We start from the raw sequence: 18,075 nt of genomic DNA, 5'->3' as shown, positions 1-18,075 counted from the left end.
TTTATACCGCGTAATCGACAATAACTGGAGCGTGATCTGAAGCTCCAGTGCCACTACGCTCTTCTACATCCACAAAGGTTTTCTCTGCAGTTGCTGCCAAAGCAGGGGACGCCAATTGGAAATCGATGCGCATGCCGTCACCTTTGAGGAAACGCGCACCCTTGTAATCCCAATAAGTAAAGGTTCCCGGGCCAGGGGTGGTTTCTTGAAGGCCTGCTTCGATTAAGCTATCAAAAGCAGCGCGCTCAGGTTCGGTGATGTGGGTTTTACCTTCGAACGCAGCGATATCCCAAACGTCGATATCGGTGGGAGCGATATTGAAATCACCTAAGAGTAGGAGCTTTTCCTCAGGACGGTATTCCAGCGTATCCAGGACGTAATTGCGCAACGCGAAAAGCCAGCGCAGTTTATAGTCATAGTGGGGATCGGCGATTTCACGGCCGTTGGGGACATACAGGCTCCACACTTGGACACCGCCACAACGAGCGCCGATAGCACGGGCTTCGATGGCTTGTTCTTTGGTGATGTCTTTGTGGAAACCAGGTTGAGCAGGGAAATGGGTTTCTACGTTTTCAATGCCGACCCGCGAAATGATCGCCACACCGTTCCACTGGTTGAGACCAAAATGGGCTACTTCATAACCAATTTCGGTGAAGCGTTCAAGGGGAAACTGTTCGTCTCTACATTTGGTTTCTTGCACCGCTAGAACATCAACATCATGGCGTTGTAAAAACTCGACCATGCGGTCTACACGGGTGCGAGCTGAGTTGACGTTCCAATTAACGATGCGCATGACTTATACACTAGCGGTTTTAAAATCTAGAATTTCTGCTCGGCATAACGGTGTCGGTGGTGTTCGCTGAAACCAAGTTTTTGGTAGAGGCCAATTCCTGCTTTATTATGGGCAACAACCTGCAGATACGCTTCCTTTGCGCCTTGTTCGGCGCCCCAGCCTTGAATCAGTGAGCCGAGCGCGGTGCCTAGCCCCTGGCGTCGATAAGCAGGAGCAACCTCGACTGCGGAATAGCCTAAAAATGTGCGCTCTTCCGCCGCCGTGATGGTGGCGCGTGTGATTGCCACGGTCTGCCCACCCGGGGTGGTCAGGCGGCCAAAGCCCATGTGTCCATCGATTTGCGTGCGCAAAAGCTCGAGGGCGTGCTCGGGGAGTGCTTGTCCGCGGAAATGGTACATGTCCAGCCACTCGCGGTCCGGCTGCTTATCGACGCTAAAAGCCAGTCCTTGTGGCATCTCGTGAGCTTTTTGCAGCTCCAAAGATTTCGTCATGACCAAAATTTCAGGACCTAACGCCCACCGGCGAGGTGCCGCATCCACCAATTTTTGGGCAGGCCGACCAATGCGTTCTGGAATGTGCAGTTTTATTGGCAGATCATGGGTGGCATAAAACTGCGTGATAGCCTCCATCGGTACGGCCTCGAAGCCGACACCAGGACCCAATGGTGATGCAGAATTAGAACGCTCAGCAATGCCATCGCCAGCTCGCAACAGCCAGCCATCGTGCCATTCATTCACCAGCCCCGGAAATGCCTTCGCCGTGGCAACCTCAACCGCACGAATATCAGAATTCCTGATGGTGCGCGGCGATAAAATCTTGATTACTTCCAGCTGCTCATCCGGAATCATAATTTCTTCCGCATCCGATGGCATCCCACCAATACTTTGTGGGCGAATAACCAACGGATCCACCCCAATCACATGGCCAATGACATCTGTCCAGTGCACATTTGCGCCAGGAATCCGGCGACGTGCAACAACACGATCGCCAATCACGGGGTTATGGCTGCGGAAGCGGGGGAGACTAGGCGTCATGCCCGAAAGGATCTTCGTCTTCACCAGGCATCCAGGTCAGACCAGCCTCAGTCCAACCATTAGCCTTAATGGTCTTCTTCGCCATGCGCTTCCACCGACCAATCAACACATCGGTGTACAAGAATCCATCAAGGTGTCCCACCTCGTGCTGGAAACAACGAGCCAAGAAACCTTCGGCCTCAACTGTGACTTCTTCGCCCTTTTCATTTAAGCCCGTGACCTTGGCCCAGTGTGCACGGCCAGTAGGAAAGCCCTCACCAGGAACAGAAAGGCAGCCTTCCTCTTCAGAACCATCATCAGAAGGCATAGTCTCTGGGATCTCAGAGGTCTCTAGCACTGGGTTGATGAAACAACCCTTGTGCATATTTCCCTCATCATCTGGGCAGTCGTAGACGAAAATACGCTTGGACACACCGATTTGGTTGGCTGCAAGGCCCACACCATTGGCTACATCCATGGTCTCGTACATATCTGCAATGAGTTCTTGCAGTTCAGAGACATCCTCGGTGATAGGTTGGGTGGGGTTATGAAGAACAGGGTCTCCATGAATAACAATTGCTCGGACAGTCATGGCAACATTCTATGCATGCTTTCCGCAGATGATTTAACCCTCCTCCAGTTTGAGGCCCATGCACCCCACTCGATTGGGGCTAAAGAGGAGGCCATTCGTGCCACTTTTGGTATCTCACCGGTGCGTTATTACCAGCGGCTGAACGTAATCATCGATACCCCCGAAGCGATGAAAGTGAATCCAACTTTGGTGTCCAGGTTACGGCGTCGCGCGGGAAAGATAGACTAAGCTCCATGACTTCGGACATGCAGAATTCTCCACAGCACTCAAACGCTCCCCAAGATGGCAAACAGGGCGGTTTGCCCATGCGCGGTTTAGCCATGATTTTGATCGCTGTGGCTGTGTTGTTGGCAGCCTGGGCTTTGTGGTCAATGCAGGGAAAGAACGATGATTCCGTATCTACTACAGCGAGCACTCAAGCCACAGAAACTAACCCCGGCACCCTCTCCGCTGATGTTGCAGGCTCTGAAGCCGCAGACACACCAGCACCAGCGCCAGCAGATGCTCATGAGGAGCCTGCTGCAGATGCAGAAAAGCCAGCAGGGCAAGATGCCCCAGCTGCGCCTGCTCCACGGGATAATTCCGTTCCAGTGAGCACTTTGTATGTGCTCAACAACTCCACTGTTTCCCAGCTTGCAGCACGTGTTGCAGACGATCTGAGCGGCGATTACGAAAAGGTAGAATCCGGCAACCTTCCGGACGCTGTCATTCCGCAAAACACCGTTTACTTCACTCCGGGAAATCCTGCAGCTGAAAAATCTGCACGTGAATTAGCAGACCGCGTCGGTGGTGTGGCCAAGGAACGCAGTGCTGTACTACCTTCTGAAACTGCAGGCAAGGACGCTATCGTTTTGGTTCTCGTCCAAGATGTGGCACTTTAAAACATTTTTAGTTCGTATCTGATTTAGCTGTTGAAGGAGGCTCACGCCATGGGCATTGAGTTTAAGCGTTCACCGCGACCTACCCTGGGCGTTGAGTGGGAAATAGCACTTGTTGATCCAGAGACTCGGGACCTCGCGCCACGCGCTGCAGAAGTACTCGAAATCGTGGCCAACAACCACCCTGACGTGCACCTCGAAAGAGAATTCCTGCAAAATACCGTGGAACTAGTCACCGGTGTGTGCGATAGCGTGCCACAAGCTGTATCAGAGCTCTCTCATGATCTCGCTGCGCTGAAAGAAGCAGCAGATGAACTAGGCCTTCGCCTCTGGACTTCAGGTTCTCATCCGTTTTCTGATTTCCGGGAAAACCCAGTGTCGGAAAAAGGCTCCTACGATGAGATCATTGCGCGTACCCAATACTGGGGAAATCAGATGCTTATCTGGGGCATTCACGTTCACGTAGGCATCAGCCATGAGGACCGAGTCTGGCCAATTATCAATGCGTTGCTCACTAATTATCCTCATCTGCTTGCTCTTTCTGCGAGCTCACCAGCATGGGATGGATTAGACACTGGTTACGCTTCCAACCGCACCATGCTTTATCAACAGCTGCCCACAGCTGGCTTACCGTACCAATTCCAAAGCTGGGATGAATGGTGCAGTTACATGGCTGATCAAGAGAAGTCCGGTGTCATCAACCACACCGGTTCCATGCACTTTGATATCCGCCCTGCCTCCAAATGGGGAACCATCGAAGTTCGCGTGGCTGATTCCACCTCCAACCTGCGGGAACTTTCAGCTCTCGTGGCACTAACGCACTGCTTGGTTGTGCATTATGACCGCATGATTGACGCCGGCGAGACACTTCCTACCCTGCAGCAATGGCATGTGGCGGAAAATAAATGGCGTGCGGCTCGTTATGGGCTAGATGCTGAAATCATTATTTCTCGCGATACCGATGAAGCCATGGTGCAAGATGAACTCCGACAGTTAGTCGCTCAGCTTAAGCCTCTAGCCAGTGAGCTTGGTTGCGTACGTGAGTTGGAATTGGTGCTAGAGATCCTTGAGCGCGGTGGCGGATATGAGCGACAACGCAGAATCTTCCAAGAAACCGGCAGCTGGAAAGATGCAGTAGACCTAGCTTGCACTGAACTCGATGAACTCAAGGCATTGGATTAGAACTACATGATCGAAGTCAAACACATCATTTTCATTCCTGAATCAGGGCAAATGCCGGATGCTTTTACCGATGTAGTCAACGAGCTTCCTCCAGGAATAAAACCACGCATCGTGCCGTGGAGCGGGTCCGTGGCAGATGGTGTGCAAGCTGTGGAATCAATACTTGACCGGGAAGAAATCCGTCGGGTCATCCTCGTTGGCGCTGGAACAGGCGCTGGAGTGGCTCTACAGATTGCGCGTAATCAGCCACGGCGCGTCGAACGTCTCGTACTAGATTCACCCCTGGTCAGCTTTGATGACAAACAGCTGAAAAGCATGAGTGCCGCATTGAATATCATGCCAGGATTCTTGTTTCGAAAAAGGAATAAAAAAGAACTCCTGAAACAAGTAGAAGACGCCCGAACTGCGGAACCTCCACAGTTCTCAGATATCACCGTGCCCACGTTAATCATTAAGGGTTCTTCGAAGAGGTCGGCACTGGGCAATGATCTAGAACAACAACTTCCAGACGTACAGTCCACCACAATTAACGGTGCGGATTGGCTGACTTTTACCACTCATGGACGCCAAACCGGTGCTGCGATCACGAAGTTTTTAGCTGATTAATTGATTTTGGCCTTGGGCTTAGCGTTAGTCACCAGAGGTTGATCGCTGTAGCCACTTTTTCAGGTTAGGTACATATCGCTCTTGGTTCACAAGCCCCTGGCAGCGAGGGGGAACCAGCCACAGATGCCAAAATTTAAGAGTTCAGCAAATTTTTGTCACGTGTGTCTGGCCCAAGGAAACTTAGCTGTCATATCGATCAAAAGCAGCCAGGCAAGGAAATTTTCAGCGGCGCGGAGGTGAGCTGAGCCCGGCCCAACTGCATAACTAAAGAGGCCTAAGACTGTTTAGGGCTTTTCGGTTTCATATCTGCTGGAGCTTGGTTGTCAGACATATCGGATTTGTCGCCGTAGAGACCTTCACGTCGAGAGACACGGCCTACACGTTGAGCAGTGACCGGGCTAGTGATCAGGGCAAATAGAATAAGCAGTACTAAAACACCAAGGTCACTGCGTTGCGATTGATCGAAACCTTCATGTCCCAAAATACGGATTATGGCACCCACGACGGTGAGGATGAGACCAGTGGTTTGAGGTTTGGTCATCGCATGGACACGGGACATGGTGTCTTTGAAACGGATCAAGCCAACTGATGCGGAAAATGACAAGAATGCACCGCTGAGAATCAACACTAAAGACACAATGTCGGTGATCAATTGAATATTCATGTTTTATGCACCATCCCTCTTGCGGAACCTGGCAACTGAGACGGAACTGATAAATCCTAATAGTGCGATGACCATCATGAAGTTGGATACCGTGGTGTCCAAAGTCCAGCAAATATAGGCAGCCATGGAGCATTGAATCATGGATACAGTGCCATCGAGGCCAAGAAGGCGGTCAATGGAGTTGGGGCCCACTACAATGCGGTAGATGGTGAGAATGAACGACAGCATGAAAAAGGCAGCTGCGACAGTGAGGCCTGCTGTGTAAAGGGTGGAATCCACTGCTTAGCTCCTTTCAAAGGTGTGGATCAGGTTGCTTTCTAGATCTGCAACGTTTTGGATTTCTCGTTGGATATCTTCGTCATCATCGGCGTCTAGAACGTGAATGGTCCACATGCGGTTGGCGATATCGATATCTGTGACTGTGCCACCTGGCTGCAAATTGTAGAGCACCGTAGCAAATGACAAAACAAGATCATTTTGGACACGCATGGGTACTTGCAAAATTGCAGTGTGAGGTGGATCGGCGGGGCGAAGTGCAAGCCAGGCTACTTTGACTGAGGCAACAGCGAGATCTTTAAACCAATTCAAGATGAGGAGAATGAAAGATCCCCATCTGATGGAAATATTTTCAATTGGCATGGACGGCAGTGGAAGAAATAACACGATTGCTGATGCGACAAGGAAACCGCCAATGAAGTTAGCCCAGGTAAATTCTGCCATCAGCATCACCCACATCAAGGTGAGAGCAAGGATGAAGAGGGGACGAAATCGACGCTTGAAACCATTCATCATGATGGATCCTCCAATCCGTTGGTATCAATGCGGTGGTTTATATCATCGCGGTTGGCGTCGTAGCGTTCCATCTCTAGTGTGCGAGAAGGTGCATCGTAGTTGGGGCCAAGCACGGCTGTGCGGTAGATATTTACATCTTGGACGGATTCTGCTGCGCGTCCTGTGACTGAAGAGAGCGGTCCGGCCAATAAGGAAACTGCGAGGGAAGCTGAGACCAGGAGGGTAGTGGAAAGAACCATACCCAAAGGCATGCGTCCAACGTCATCGCGGTCTTTGGCAGCAACTTCATCTTGAATATCTACCAATGGAGCGGGCCTTGCTAGGACGGTAGCTCCGTCGGGTGCGTCTTTGCGATCGCGCCAAAATGCCTTCGACCAGACCAGCACCATGGTGTACAGCGTGAGCAGGGAAGTAACTACTGCACCGGCGATAAGTATCCAAGCCATCCAACTGCCGTCTTCAGCTCCGGCTTGAATGAGCATAATTTTTCCCAGGAAACCAGAGAAGGGCGGGATGCCACCGAGATTGATTGCTGGGATGAAATACAAAATTGCCAGCAATGGGGAGATATAGGCGAGTGATCCCAAGCGGCGCAACGATGAGGATCCAGCTTGTCGTTCCACGAGTCCCACGACGAGGAACAAGGAGGTCTGCACCAGAATGTGGTGGATGGCGTAGAAAATCGCGCCGGAGAGTCCTTGCGCAGATCCTAAAGCCACACCGAAAATCATGTAACCAATGTGGCTGACAAGTGTGAATGACAATAAACGTTTGATATCGTTCTGCGCCATTGCACCTAAAATGCCAATCAGCATCGTGGCCAGCGCAACCCACATGAGCATGGTATCTAGAGAGCCATCAGTGAAAATGACTGAGCGGGTACGGATGATGGAATACACGCCCACCTTGGTCAATAGACCTGCGAACACTGCGGTGACCAGTGATGGTGCGGTGGGGTAGGAGTCCGGCAGCCAAGAATCCAGTGGGAACACCGCGGCTTTAATACCGAATGCAACTAGTAGAACAGCGAAAATGGCGGAGCGTGTACCGGAGGGAATTTCTTCCATGCGCAGACCAATGTGTGCCATATTTAGTGTGCCCACAGAGGCATAAACCATGGCGAGGCCAAAGAGAAAGACCATGGATGAGGCCATGGATACCATCACATAACCCACGCCTGAACGTACTCGGGCAGGTGAAGCACCCAAGGTCAGCAGCACATAGGATGCGACCAGCAGCACTTCGAAACCAACGTAGAGGTTGAACAGGTCACCTGCGAGAAACGCCAGGTTCACACCCATGGAAAGCAGCAGGTAAGTAGGCAGGAATACCGCTACTGGTTCATCTTTGCCGCCATCCCTAATACCCTGACTAATGGCGTACCACATGACAGAAAACAGCACGATGGAGCTCACTGTCAGCATGGATACAGAAAGGCGATCAGCTACCAGCGTGATGCCAATGGGGGCATCCCAGCCACCCATTTGCAAAGTTTGAATGCCTTCGCGGTCCACCAAATACAACATTGTGGCGTTGAGTCCAATCAGGAACAACAGCACCGCCATGGTGATGATGCGTTGTGCGCTGAGATATTTAGACAGAATCAAGGCAAGAGCCGCAGCTACCGCAGGCAAAATGACCGGCAGCGGAACCATATAAGGGATCAGCGGAACAAGAGCTTCATACAAACTAGTCATCCTTATCTCCCTTTAGCGGTGCCTCGAAGGACTCGGGTCCGAAATCATCGCCGTCAGAGGTCATGCGACCAGTTGAGGGGTCATCGGAGGCATCGTGGTCTGGGGCCGCTGATGCGAAGGAAGGGCGAACTGTAATTGCAACGTCCTCGGTGTCATCTTCAATAAAGTCCTCGGTGCGGTAGCGGTACTGGCGATAAGCAAGCGACAGCATAAAAGCAGTCAGTGCCAAAGAAATCACAATGGCTGTCAAAATCATGGCTTGTGCAAGTGGGTCTGCGACTTTATCGCCGTAGATTTCACTTTCACGTCCTTTAATCGGCGGTGAGCCTGCAGAGCCACCCGCTACCAAAATAAGAAGATTGGCACCGTTGCCGATCAGCATCAAGCCCATGATCATCTTGGTCATGGCGCGATCGAGCAGCAGATACACACCCGCTGCGATGAGAGTTCCAGAAGCTAGAAGCAGAAACAGATTAGCTACCATGATCTACTTTCCTTCCTGCTTGAAACGCTTTGTGCTTATCGACGTCTGGTTGCCACCGTTTTCAGCCACCGGATCGGTGTCTGCTCCGGGCAGCCGAATCGAAGGCATCGGCCGCGCCGATGCGCCCTTTTCACTAGACCGGCGAGCGCCGACAACTGAGGCTTCTCGACGCTGATTGCGTGCCAAGCGACGCGCTCGATCGCGAGCACGCTGCTTACGCATCTCTTCATCGCGGTCAAGCTGGCCACCCAAACTGTTCAAGATATGCATGGTCAAGCCGATGACAATGAGGTAGACGCCCAGGTCAAAGATCAATGCTGAAGCAATGTGCATCTCTCCGACCAACGGCAAGGTGATATCCCAAATATGGGATGTTAAAGGTGGCTCACCAAGAAGCACCATTGGCCATAACACTGCTACTGCGGAAACAAATAAACCTGTGCCCAAAATACGGCCTGAATCAACAGGCAATGCTTCTTCAAGTTCTTCGCGGCCGCCAGCTAGGTAACGCAGGGAGAATGCCAGAGACGCAACAAGTCCGCCTGCGAATCCACCACCAGGAGCATTGTGCCCGACGAAGAAGAAATACACGGACAGCATCATCATCGCTGGGAAGAGGATACGAGTTGCTACATCGACCATCAGGGAACGGTTCTGTGCCCTTTCGGTATCAACTGCAGCAGCCAACCAACGGCGACCAGTTGTAGCCAAAGTTGGCCTGCGGGAGTCCTTACGGAAGCTACGGTTTCGGTACACCAGGGAAGCGATACCTGTAGCAGCGATGACCAATACTGAGATTTCACCGAAGGTATCAAAACCACGCAGATCCACCAGCAACACATTGACGGTGTTGGCACCATGTCCGATTTCATATGCGAGATCCTGCATGTACACGGAAATTGGTTGGGTGTTGCGGGCATTCATGGCGAAGGTTGTGACAACAACTACGGACAAACCAGTTGCCGCCGCAAGCCAGGCGCGGACACGAGACTGCTTAGGTTCTGCCTTCCACGACACCTCAGTTGGCATTTTACGCAGTACCAGCATGAAGACCACCATGATGATGGTTTCCACCAAGACCTGAGTCAGTGCTAGATCTGGAGCACCGTGGAGTGCGAAAATAACGGCAATGCCATAGCCAGTTACGCCTACTAAAATCAGCGCTGACAAACGGTTATCCATCGTGGTTGCCACGATCGCAACAATGATGATGATCGCTGCAATGAATCCTTGGACAGGGGAATCCCACAGCTCCATGCGAATAGCGCTGCGTTCACCAGAAACCAAAGCAATCAGTGGAACTACGGTGAGCACCAAGAAAATCACACCGACGTTCAGGGTGAGAGAACCGCGCTGCGTAGATGCAGTTAAACGAAGTGATAGCACACGAAGCGCATCCAGAATTGCGTCATAGGCCGTATCTGCACTGCCAAAGGCTGCCGTATTGGGGCGCAAACGCTCAACAGTGTCCCGCTTGAGGAAAATAAGGAATCCGGAAACAATGATCACAAATGAGAGCAGCAATGGCAGGTTCACGCCATGCCACAACGCAAGATAGGTGGGTGTACCTTCCTCGGACGGAGTCACATTATCTAGATGCGTGACAATTGCTTCCGATACTGGCTTCGGGAACAAACCAAAGAACACTGTTAAACACGCCAGGATGACCGGTGTTATCCAGAGCTTGAACTTCACAGGATGCATGGAAGCTACAGCTGGTGAGACACCATGGCTTTCTGGGAACTTAGAGTGCTTTGTGGCAAAGGCTTCGTAGAGGAAATAGCACGAATATGCCATGGTGAAAATTGACCCCAAGACGATTCCCACCAGCATCAATTGACCAGGCATGCCCTGTAGCATCTGCTCATTTAACACTGCATCCAGCGCGGTTTCTTTGGCGATAAAGCCGAATAGCGGTGGAATACCTGCCATGGACGCTGCCGAAACAGCTGCAACAACAAACAAAATAGGCTGTTTGCGCCAGAGCCCAGATAATTTTCGGATATCGCGAGTTCCCGTGGTGTGGTCAATTGCGCCCACTGTCATAAACAATGTGGCCTTAAACAACGAGTGTGCAACTGTGAGCGCCAGACCAGCAAGCAGTGCTTCTCGGGTGCCGATACCGACAACAGAGATAATAAAGCCCAGTTGAGAGACCGTGCCATAGGCAAGAATTAGCTTGAGATCCTTTTGGCGCAGCGCCATCCAGCCGCCCATGATCATGGTCAACATGCCGAGCGGGATGATGATGAGATACCAAGAACCCACCACATTGAGGTCCGGGGACAGGCGAGCGACAAGGTAAATGCCGGCCTTCACCATGGCAGCAGAGTGTAGATAGGCGGATACCGGAGTAGGAGCAGCCATGGCGCCAGGGAGCCAGAAGTGGGTTGGAGCAATGGCCGACTTGGAAAGAGCGCCCGCCAGAATTAACGCTGCGGCTGCAGAGATATAAGGGACATCAGCCCATGATCCTTCATAGGCTGGGATTTCAGAGAAATTCCACACTCCAGTTTGAGTGCCCACCAAGATGATGCCGACCAGCATGGCCAAGCCACCCAAAGTGGTCACCATTAGTGCTTGACCTGCAGAACGTCTCGAGGAAGCACGTTCGCCGTAATAACCCACGAGGAGGAAAGACAGGACTGAGGTAATTTCCCAGAAGACGTACATCAGCAGGATGTTGTCTGAAATGACCAGGCCAAACATTGCCATGGCGAAGGCTACTAATTCGCCGCCAAAAGCACCTAGTCGGCCTGGGTTGGAATCAAAGTATCCCCAACAATAAAGCAGGACTAACGCGCCGACGCCCAAGACAATTAAAGAAAATAGTGCGGCGAGGGAGTCCATGCGGAAGTTGATGTTGAGGTGTGCCGAAGGCATCCAGGCGTAGTGGAGGAGTAGTTCACCTCCATTCTTGAAAGTGCCTTGGATAAAGTTCCAAAGAACCCAGAAGAACCCTGTGGCAGGTACAAGTGCCAAAAGTCCAAATGCTGGACGGCCTAGGGTTCTGATTAAAATGGGGGCTACTACTGCAGCTGCAGTGAGTGCAAGAAAAAGAATGAGCACGTGTTCTCCAGTTCCCCTTTGCGCATTGTGGATTTTTCTGGAGCCACACCAAAAAGCAACGCCAACGTGTGTGCTACCCCCAGCTAGCAACACACATCGATTTTTAAAAAGAAACCTAGTCTGTCAACCGAGAAACACATTTATAGCTCAGCCGGCGTCGCACAGGGCGCGACTAATACAGGGGCAGTCTACCTGGGTCTAGACCGAGATCCCAACGGAAATTAGATTTACACTGTATATATTGGGGGCTATTTCGCGCCCTGGATCAGGGTTTCCCCAGCTCAATGGGGGTTGGAGCTGGGTTTTCAAAGAAATCTAGAAAAATTAATTCCCCGGACGCACTGAGGGCACCCGGGGAATCGGTGAAAGCTGTAGTAACTTCTAATTTTTATCCGTAGAGCAGGTGGGCTGCGGAGCTCAAAGCAGCTGCAGCGGACTGCTCAGCGTTGCCACCGAAGCCCATTGCCCAGGTGCGGGAAACGTTGTTGCAAGTGTAGATGAAGGTGACGGTAGCTTCGAAGATTTCGAACTGGTGGAATTCGAGGATCTCAACGCGGCGGCCAGCGTCGGCAAGCAAATTGGTGCAAGCAGAAACTGGACCGGTTGCAGCGATCTGAGTTTCGGTGGTGGTGCGCTGACCCTGCTGGTTAGCGATCATGGTTGCGGAGTAGTAGAACATTCCGCCACGACGTGTTTCGGACTCCAGGCTACTGATGCGCAGGTTGCCGATTGGTGCATAAGCGTTGGTGAAGGTGCGCCATTCCATGCCGCGAGCTTCTTCCCGCAGTCCGCGTGGAAGCTGGTACCCAAAACGTGCCCGGAAAGGATCATCAGCATAAATCCGTGGCTCGGACTGAATTGGTTCCATGGTGTGAGCGCGAGTTTCTTCGCGACGGAACTCAATGATGGTGGAGCGACGGGTGTTCTGGGTAAAGGTGTAGAGAGACATTGACACGGTCCTTAGCGTCTTTTTAAAAATGAGGGGGAGGATCGATCTTCTCTGGATATAGAAAAGATGGGTGTGAAAGATCCTGTTAGGTGGAGGACCGACTCTTAAGCTGCAAGGTGTTGATTAACGACTACTTCCCTAGTGCGGGGAGCCAGTCCTTCTATCCCGCAGTAGGGTACGTAGCCTTGGCTACTCGCTTAAAGTCAATGTTTTTAGTCACGTTGGTCATGGTAACCGTCGTCACAAAGTGAAGCAAGACACTTTTTATACGCATGAAAAAACCACCCCATTAGGGGGTGGTTAATTTTGTGAAGGCGGTGTTGTTAACGCCTGGTTCTGGTGCTACTTGGCGTAGTTGAGCAGGAACAATGCCTCGGCGGTCGCGATATCGCGAATCTCATTAGGGTCAACAGATTCATTAGCGGAATGGATAACCGTCAGTGGTTCTTCCACACCATAGAGAGCCAATTCTGCATTGGGGTTCAGTTCCATTAGTTCGGTGCACAGTGGGATAGATCCACCGCTGCCCTCGGTTGCAAGCTCCTTGCCGTCGTATGCAGTAGACAGGCAAGAAGCCAGGGTGGACATCGCTGGGCCGGTGATGTCGGTAGAGAACGGTTGGTTAATATCATCGATTTCTACCGTGATCTTTGCGCCCCATGGGGTGTGCTTGATCAGGTGATCCTTCAGCTTTTCTGCAACCTCATTCGCTTCTAGTCCGGCAGGAACGCGCAGGTTGAGTTTTGCGGATGCTGTTGCTGGCACTGCATTAAGTGCTTCTGCAACTGGGGTGGAAGTAAATCCCGTGATGGAGATAGCAGGCCTGGACCACAGCATGCTTGCTGGGTTGTCGCCGTTGCCCATGATGTCTACGCCATCCAAGATTCCGGCATCGCTGCGGAAAGTATCTGGGTTATAAGGCGCACCCTCCCAGTTGGCGGTGGTGTTGACGCCATCAATGACGGTGCGACCGTGCTCATCACGCAGAGTGTCCAGGACGCGCACAAGTGCTGCAACAGCATCTGGTGCTGCTCCACCGTATTGGCCGGAGTGGACGGCGCCTTCCAAGGTGTTGATGGTGACGGTAACTTGTCCGCCACCGCGCAGGGTGGTGGTTAGTGTTGGTATTCCAACCGCAGCGTTGCCGCTGTCGGCGATGAGGATGACGTCAGCGTCGAAAAGCTCTGGCTTCTCCTTGATGAGTGCACTGAGTGCTCCGCCGCCCATTTCTTCTGATCCTTCGACGACGAAGGTGAGGTTGAGGTTAGTGTTACCGCTGGCCTCAACCGCACGAAGTGCAGCGAGGTGCATGATCAAGTTGCCTTTGCAATCGGCTGCGCCACGTCCGTACCAGCGGGTTCCGTGTCCAGCATCACGCTCGGTGAGTTCAAATGGGTTGGTGTCCCAGAGATCTAGTGGGCCAGATGGCACAACGTCAAAGTGGCTGTACAACAGTACTTTTGGCGCATCCGCGGCGCCCTTACGAGTACCGATGAAGTTGGTGGTTCCATCTTCTGCGAGAAATTCACTGACCTCGAAGCCTGCATTTTGCAGTGCGTCACGGGTCCAATTTGCTGCGCCTGCGTAGTCTTCCAGCAGTTTTGGTTCGCTGTGGACAGAGTTGAATGCGACGATTTCTTTAAGCTGCGTGAAAATCTGGTCACGCTGGGCTTCAATGTTTTGCTTGATATCCTGCATGCTGTTGAGTGGGCTCATGAATATCTACCTTATATACATGGATAGAGGTAGCAGGTAGTCTCCGTCGAAGAAAACATGATTGAGGCATACGAAATGCTTCTGAAAACAAGCAAATATGCGTATGCATGTTCGATAAATTGGGATTTTATATCGTTATCAAACGAAACCTGTCTACCCGGTGAGTAAAGTGAAACCCATATCTTTATAAGGTAGAAGAATATCTAGTAATAAGGCATATCTTAGATTCTCTAAATTTCTAATCGATTCTTCATGTGCGGAGTAGCTGATGTCACAAGGATTTACCCCATCATCCGGAGGATTCTCTGGTGGGCAGTCAGGATTTGGCGGAGGATCCCAAAATAGTGGATTTGGTGACTCCGGAGGGTTCTCTGCTGGTTCTCCATCGGGGGCATCAGGATCCTCAGGTGGAGCATTCGGAGGATCTAATCAGAATGCTTCAGGCTCTGGTTTCAACTCGGGCTCTGCGCCAGTTTCTTCCTCTAGACATTCATCAGGCAAGAAAAGGGGGAGTGGCCGCCTCCAATCGGCTCCTCTGGAATGGATTCTTCCCGGGCTGGTCCTCGGCCTTATCAGCATCGGGCTGAATGCTTGGATTACTTTCGGTTCTCCTGTAGCCACTGATACGAGTTTCTTTGCTGTCGCAGTAATTGCTTGGATATTGGCAGGAATTCTGGGTGTTCTTTCCGTGGGCAAATATATGGCTACGGTGAATGAACGAAAGTCCACCGGTTTTTATACAGAAGACCCCGTTAAAAAACTGCTTTTTGTCAGTGCAGCCGTCCTACTCCTCATTGCTGTGCTTTGGTCAGCAGGAGATATTGCCCTGTGGGCAGGAAAGCGGTCATGGTGAACATTATTTCCACAGGTAGGGCAGTAATGACTAAAAGAATCCTTGGAGCAGCTACCGCATTATTTTTCGGTGCAGTACTCAGTTTTTCTCCGGGGGCTTTTGCCCAAGAACAACATCCTGCAGATTCTGAAGCATCTGGTTCCCTGAATAACGTGGGTGCCTGTATTGCAGACAAAGGTGCACTAGACGTCATCATCATGATTGATGAAACAGAGTCTCTGATTCATGAGGCCCGTGAAGGCGTGGTCAACGCAGATAAGCCTGGCGCAGATGCACAGCATCATCGAGTCCCTGCAGCACAGAGCTTCGTTGATGAGCTTTTGGCAAAACAAGCTGATGGGGATCTAGAAACTCGTATTCGCGTTTCAGGTTTTGGTCAGACTTATAAATCAGGCGCCACCGATGCAGAGAACTATGGCGAGTGGACACAGCTTGGCGATTCCACTGTTGAAGGTGTGAGGCAAGAGATTTCGCACTTCGCAGAGCGTACGCAAGAGCAGTACACCAACTACGCCGCTGCAATCGAAGGGGCTTATCAGGACTTCCCGAGGTCTGGTTCTGAAGATGCATGTCGCATGCTGGTCACTTTCACCGATGGTGCATTAACCGCTCAGGAGGGTGCTGCTCAAGCTGAGCAAGCACTGTGTACACCAGGTGGTGTCACCGACCGACTGCGCAGTGCTGGGATTACCCACATCGGTATCGGTTTGTCTGCTCCTACTAATCCATCTAATTTCAGCCTGCTGCGAGGAATTACAGCAGGAGGTGGAACCTGTGGTGTGGAACCTGCCAATGGTGCGTTCTTCCCAGCGGATAATGTGGGTGGACTCTTCGCTGCATTCCGCGAAGCATTGGCTATTGGCGGCGAATCCATGGGGGAAACTCGAGCGGGTGACCCTTTTAGTTTCACTTTGGATAATTCGGTGAACTCCGTGCGTTTCACTGCTATTGCTAAAGACGATCTCGGAGAAAACGCGCACCTAGTTCTCACCTCCCCTAGTGGTGAAACTGTGGCACTGCAGGGATCAGACTCCGCTGTGCTGAACACGACTGACGTAAGCTGGGAAGCCGAAAATGCTCCAGTGCAGATGGCAGATGGCACGTTGAACCTGCAAGAAGGTGGAGATTGGAAAGGCGTCTGGCAGATTCAGTTCCAAGGTTTTGATCCAGCGTCCGCAGATGGACGCGTATTCAATTCTGTAGAAATTCAGCCAGACCTTCAGTTGGTTTTTGATGGCGGTGAATCTGTCGGCGGTGCGCTCAACCTCCGCGATGATCAGCAGCTGAATATGAAATTGGTCGGTCGGGATGGGCAACCTCGTGTTCTAGAAGGAACTGCACTGGTAGATCTTGGTTTTACCCGATCAGACAATGGAGAATTTATGCCTCTGGCAGAGGGGATGGATATTTCTTCTGGGCAATTGCAGACCTCGCTGAACATGATCTCTCAGCTTCCTGCCATCGGTACTATTGAGGCTCGAACTACCATCACCACTGCTGGTGTTGATGGAAATCCTGGAACCACGTTGAGCCCAATTCTCAACACCACTCGAATCACAATTACGCAGCGAGATATGCCTCAGCTGCCGGCTTCTGTTCGCTTCACTGCGGATGAGGATATGGTCACGGTAGATATTCCTATCACCGGTCCAGGAAAAGTATGGGTGAACCCGGAGACACAACTAAGCGGAGTGCTTCCAGATGGCGTGGAAGGTATTACTGCTTCCAGTACCTTTGATAGCTCAGATAATGCTTTGGTTCTTGGTCTTGATGAACAAGGCACGCTCCCTGTTCAGCTAACCATCAGCGAATTGCGTGACGGCTTAGTGAATGGTTCGGTTCCCCTGCAGATTTCTAATGCTGAGGGCGCTAATGAAACCAGCGTTGATCTTCCTGCAGAAGGCTCGTTGAGCGTCCCAATCGATGCCAAAACATTTATCTGGGCGTTTATTATAGCTTTACTTGCGTCCTTGCTGATTCCTCTGGGAATTTTGTACTTAGTGCGTTATATGAATGCAAAGGTACCTTCATCAGCGATGAGTGCTGTACGCATTCCACTTGAGCTTTCTGGTGAAGTACTGCGCTATGGCGGAAGCAGCACCCCGGATCTGGAATCGCAGACAGTAGCCTCCAAGCAGATCACTGTCCATGGAAGTAGTTTTAATGTCGAGGGCCACAGGCTACGAGTGCAGCGATTTACATGGAACCCGATCTCTTCGCCATCAGTCTTTGTAGAAACCACACCATCTATCAGCTCCGATGGGAAACAGAAGGGCGCCAATGCCAAATTGCCGCTAGCAGTCCAGGGCAATTGGTTCGTCACGGTAAGCGGAGCTGATCCAAGCAAGATGGAGCTCATTGCTCTGACCAATCTCCCTTGCGACAAGGGACAGATCGATCGCATGGTCACAGAAATTATCAGCAAGGCACCGGATCGAGTGCGCGAGCTTCAGAAGCAGCTTGACGACGCCGCGACCACTCAAAAATCTCAGACCCCACCGCGTGCCTCAGGCACCAAGAAACCAACGGAAAAGCAACCACCTAACTACAGCGGTGGCACTGGCGGCGGTTTCGGTGGAGGATTTGGCAGTAGCGGAAGTACTTCATCTGGTACCTCAGAATCTACTGGCGGCTTCGGATCTGGCGGTTCTGGAACTACTCCAGGTTTCGGTGGCGGCTTCGGATCCAGCGGTGGCTTTGGTGGAGGTTCCAATAATGATGACACCAGCGGTGGCTTTGGTTCTGGTTCCGGCGGCGGCTTTGGCGCACGTTAATTTAAATATTTCA

Annotated in this window: 17 protein-coding genes; 6 read left to right on the top strand and 11 right to left on the bottom strand. The window is 51.7% G+C overall.

What is annotated here, in order from left to right; genetic code table 11:
• Position 1 precedes the first annotated feature (1 nt).
• From ccrud_RS12380 to ccrud_RS12370, 3 genes are read right to left on the bottom strand one after another with little or no spacing between them, the layout of a single operon-like run.
• Positions 2 to 793 carry an exodeoxyribonuclease III gene (locus ccrud_RS12380; RefSeq protein ID WP_066568294.1) on the bottom strand — a complete coding sequence of 264 codons (792 nt, stop codon included), beginning with the start codon at positions 791 to 793 and terminating at the stop codon, positions 2 to 4.
• A 26-nt stretch (positions 794 to 819) separates the two neighbouring features.
• Entirely contained in the window at positions 820 to 1,827 is a 1,008-nt protein-coding gene (locus ccrud_RS12375; protein WP_066568286.1) for an N-acetylglutamate synthase, CG3035 family, read from the bottom strand.
• A complete protein-coding gene (locus tag ccrud_RS12370; protein WP_066568284.1) occupies positions 1,817 to 2,398 on the bottom strand; it encodes a peptide deformylase in 582 nt (193 codons plus the stop codon). Before ccrud_RS12370 ends, ccrud_RS12375 begins: the two co-directional genes overlap by 11 nt.
• A gap of 15 nt (positions 2,399 to 2,413) precedes the next feature.
• On the opposite strand from ccrud_RS12370, the gene ccrud_RS12365 reads away from it, so the two are divergent.
• The 4 genes from ccrud_RS12365 to ccrud_RS12350 are packed head-to-tail and all read left to right on the top strand — an operon-like array spanning position 2,414 to position 5,064.
• Positions 2,414 to 2,626: a DUF3263 domain-containing protein gene (locus ccrud_RS12365; RefSeq protein ID WP_066568283.1), complete on the top strand. Its 213-nt coding sequence runs from the start codon at positions 2,414 to 2,416 to the stop codon at positions 2,624 to 2,626.
• A 5-nt stretch (positions 2,627 to 2,631) separates the two neighbouring features.
• Positions 2,632 to 3,279, top strand: coding sequence for a LytR C-terminal domain-containing protein (locus tag ccrud_RS12360; RefSeq protein WP_066568280.1), 648 nt, complete (start codon positions 2,632 to 2,634; stop codon positions 3,277 to 3,279).
• A gap of 48 nt (positions 3,280 to 3,327) precedes the next feature.
• Entirely contained in the window at positions 3,328 to 4,458 is a 1,131-nt protein-coding gene (locus ccrud_RS12355; RefSeq protein ID WP_066568278.1) for a glutamate--cysteine ligase, read from the top strand.
• A gap of 6 nt (positions 4,459 to 4,464) precedes the next feature.
• Positions 4,465 to 5,064, top strand: a complete 600-nt coding sequence (locus ccrud_RS12350; RefSeq protein WP_066568272.1) for an alpha/beta fold hydrolase — start codon at positions 4,465 to 4,467, stop codon at positions 5,062 to 5,064.
• 274 nt (positions 5,065 to 5,338) lie between these two features.
• On the opposite strand, the gene mnhG is transcribed toward ccrud_RS12350, so the two are convergent.
• The 8 genes from mnhG to ccrud_RS12310 form a co-directional block, all read right to left on the bottom strand.
• Complete coding sequence (gene mnhG, locus ccrud_RS12345; protein ID WP_066568269.1) at positions 5,339 to 5,728, bottom strand: monovalent cation/H(+) antiporter subunit G; 390 nt, start codon at positions 5,726 to 5,728, stop codon at positions 5,339 to 5,341.
• 3 nt (positions 5,729 to 5,731) lie between these two features.
• Positions 5,732 to 6,007, bottom strand: a complete 276-nt coding sequence (locus ccrud_RS12340) for a monovalent cation/H+ antiporter complex subunit F (RefSeq protein ID WP_066568260.1) — start codon at positions 6,005 to 6,007, stop codon at positions 5,732 to 5,734.
• Between the two features lie 3 nt (positions 6,008 to 6,010).
• On the bottom strand, positions 6,011 to 6,520 hold the full coding sequence (locus ccrud_RS12335; protein WP_066568258.1) for a Na+/H+ antiporter subunit E: 510 nt from the start codon (positions 6,518 to 6,520) through the stop codon (positions 6,011 to 6,013).
• On the bottom strand, positions 6,517 to 8,217 hold the full coding sequence (locus ccrud_RS12330; protein ID WP_066568255.1) for a Na+/H+ antiporter subunit D: 1,701 nt from the start codon (positions 8,215 to 8,217) through the stop codon (positions 6,517 to 6,519). The genes ccrud_RS12335 and ccrud_RS12330 overlap by 4 nt, the downstream gene beginning before the upstream one ends.
• On the bottom strand, positions 8,210 to 8,701 hold the full coding sequence (locus ccrud_RS12325; RefSeq protein ID WP_066568253.1) for a Na(+)/H(+) antiporter subunit C: 492 nt from the start codon (positions 8,699 to 8,701) through the stop codon (positions 8,210 to 8,212). The genes ccrud_RS12330 and ccrud_RS12325 overlap by 8 nt, the downstream gene beginning before the upstream one ends.
• A 3-nt stretch (positions 8,702 to 8,704) precedes the next feature.
• Positions 8,705 to 11,770 (bottom strand): Na+/H+ antiporter subunit A, encoded by a 3,066-nt coding sequence (locus ccrud_RS12320; RefSeq protein ID WP_066568251.1) that lies wholly within the window; start codon positions 11,768 to 11,770, stop codon positions 8,705 to 8,707.
• Between the two features lie 388 nt (positions 11,771 to 12,158).
• A complete protein-coding gene (locus ccrud_RS12315; RefSeq protein WP_066568249.1) occupies positions 12,159 to 12,719 on the bottom strand; it encodes an acetyl-CoA acetyltransferase in 561 nt (186 codons plus the stop codon).
• Between the two features lie 342 nt (positions 12,720 to 13,061).
• Entirely contained in the window at positions 13,062 to 14,435 is a 1,374-nt protein-coding gene (locus ccrud_RS12310) for a dipeptidase (RefSeq protein ID WP_066568246.1), read from the bottom strand.
• Between the two features lie 268 nt (positions 14,436 to 14,703).
• Between ccrud_RS12310 and ccrud_RS15530 the strand changes: the two genes are divergently transcribed.
• Together ccrud_RS15530 and ccrud_RS12300 are read left to right on the top strand one after the other, a co-directional pair.
• Positions 14,704 to 15,288: a hypothetical protein gene (locus tag ccrud_RS15530; protein WP_066568243.1), complete on the top strand. Its 585-nt coding sequence runs from the start codon at positions 14,704 to 14,706 to the stop codon at positions 15,286 to 15,288.
• On the top strand, positions 15,282 to 18,062 hold the full coding sequence (locus ccrud_RS12300; protein WP_066568240.1) for a vWA domain-containing protein: 2,781 nt from the start codon (positions 15,282 to 15,284) through the stop codon (positions 18,060 to 18,062). The genes ccrud_RS15530 and ccrud_RS12300 overlap by 7 nt, the downstream gene beginning before the upstream one ends.
• Positions 18,063 to 18,075 lie beyond the last annotated feature (13 nt).

The organism is Corynebacterium crudilactis (assembly GCF_001643015.1).
In the GTDB taxonomy this organism is placed as follows: domain Bacteria; phylum Actinomycetota; class Actinomycetes; order Mycobacteriales; family Mycobacteriaceae; genus Corynebacterium; species Corynebacterium crudilactis.
The sequence above is the reverse complement of the archived record's forward strand: the minus strand, read 5'-3'. Positions and strand labels throughout refer to the sequence as shown.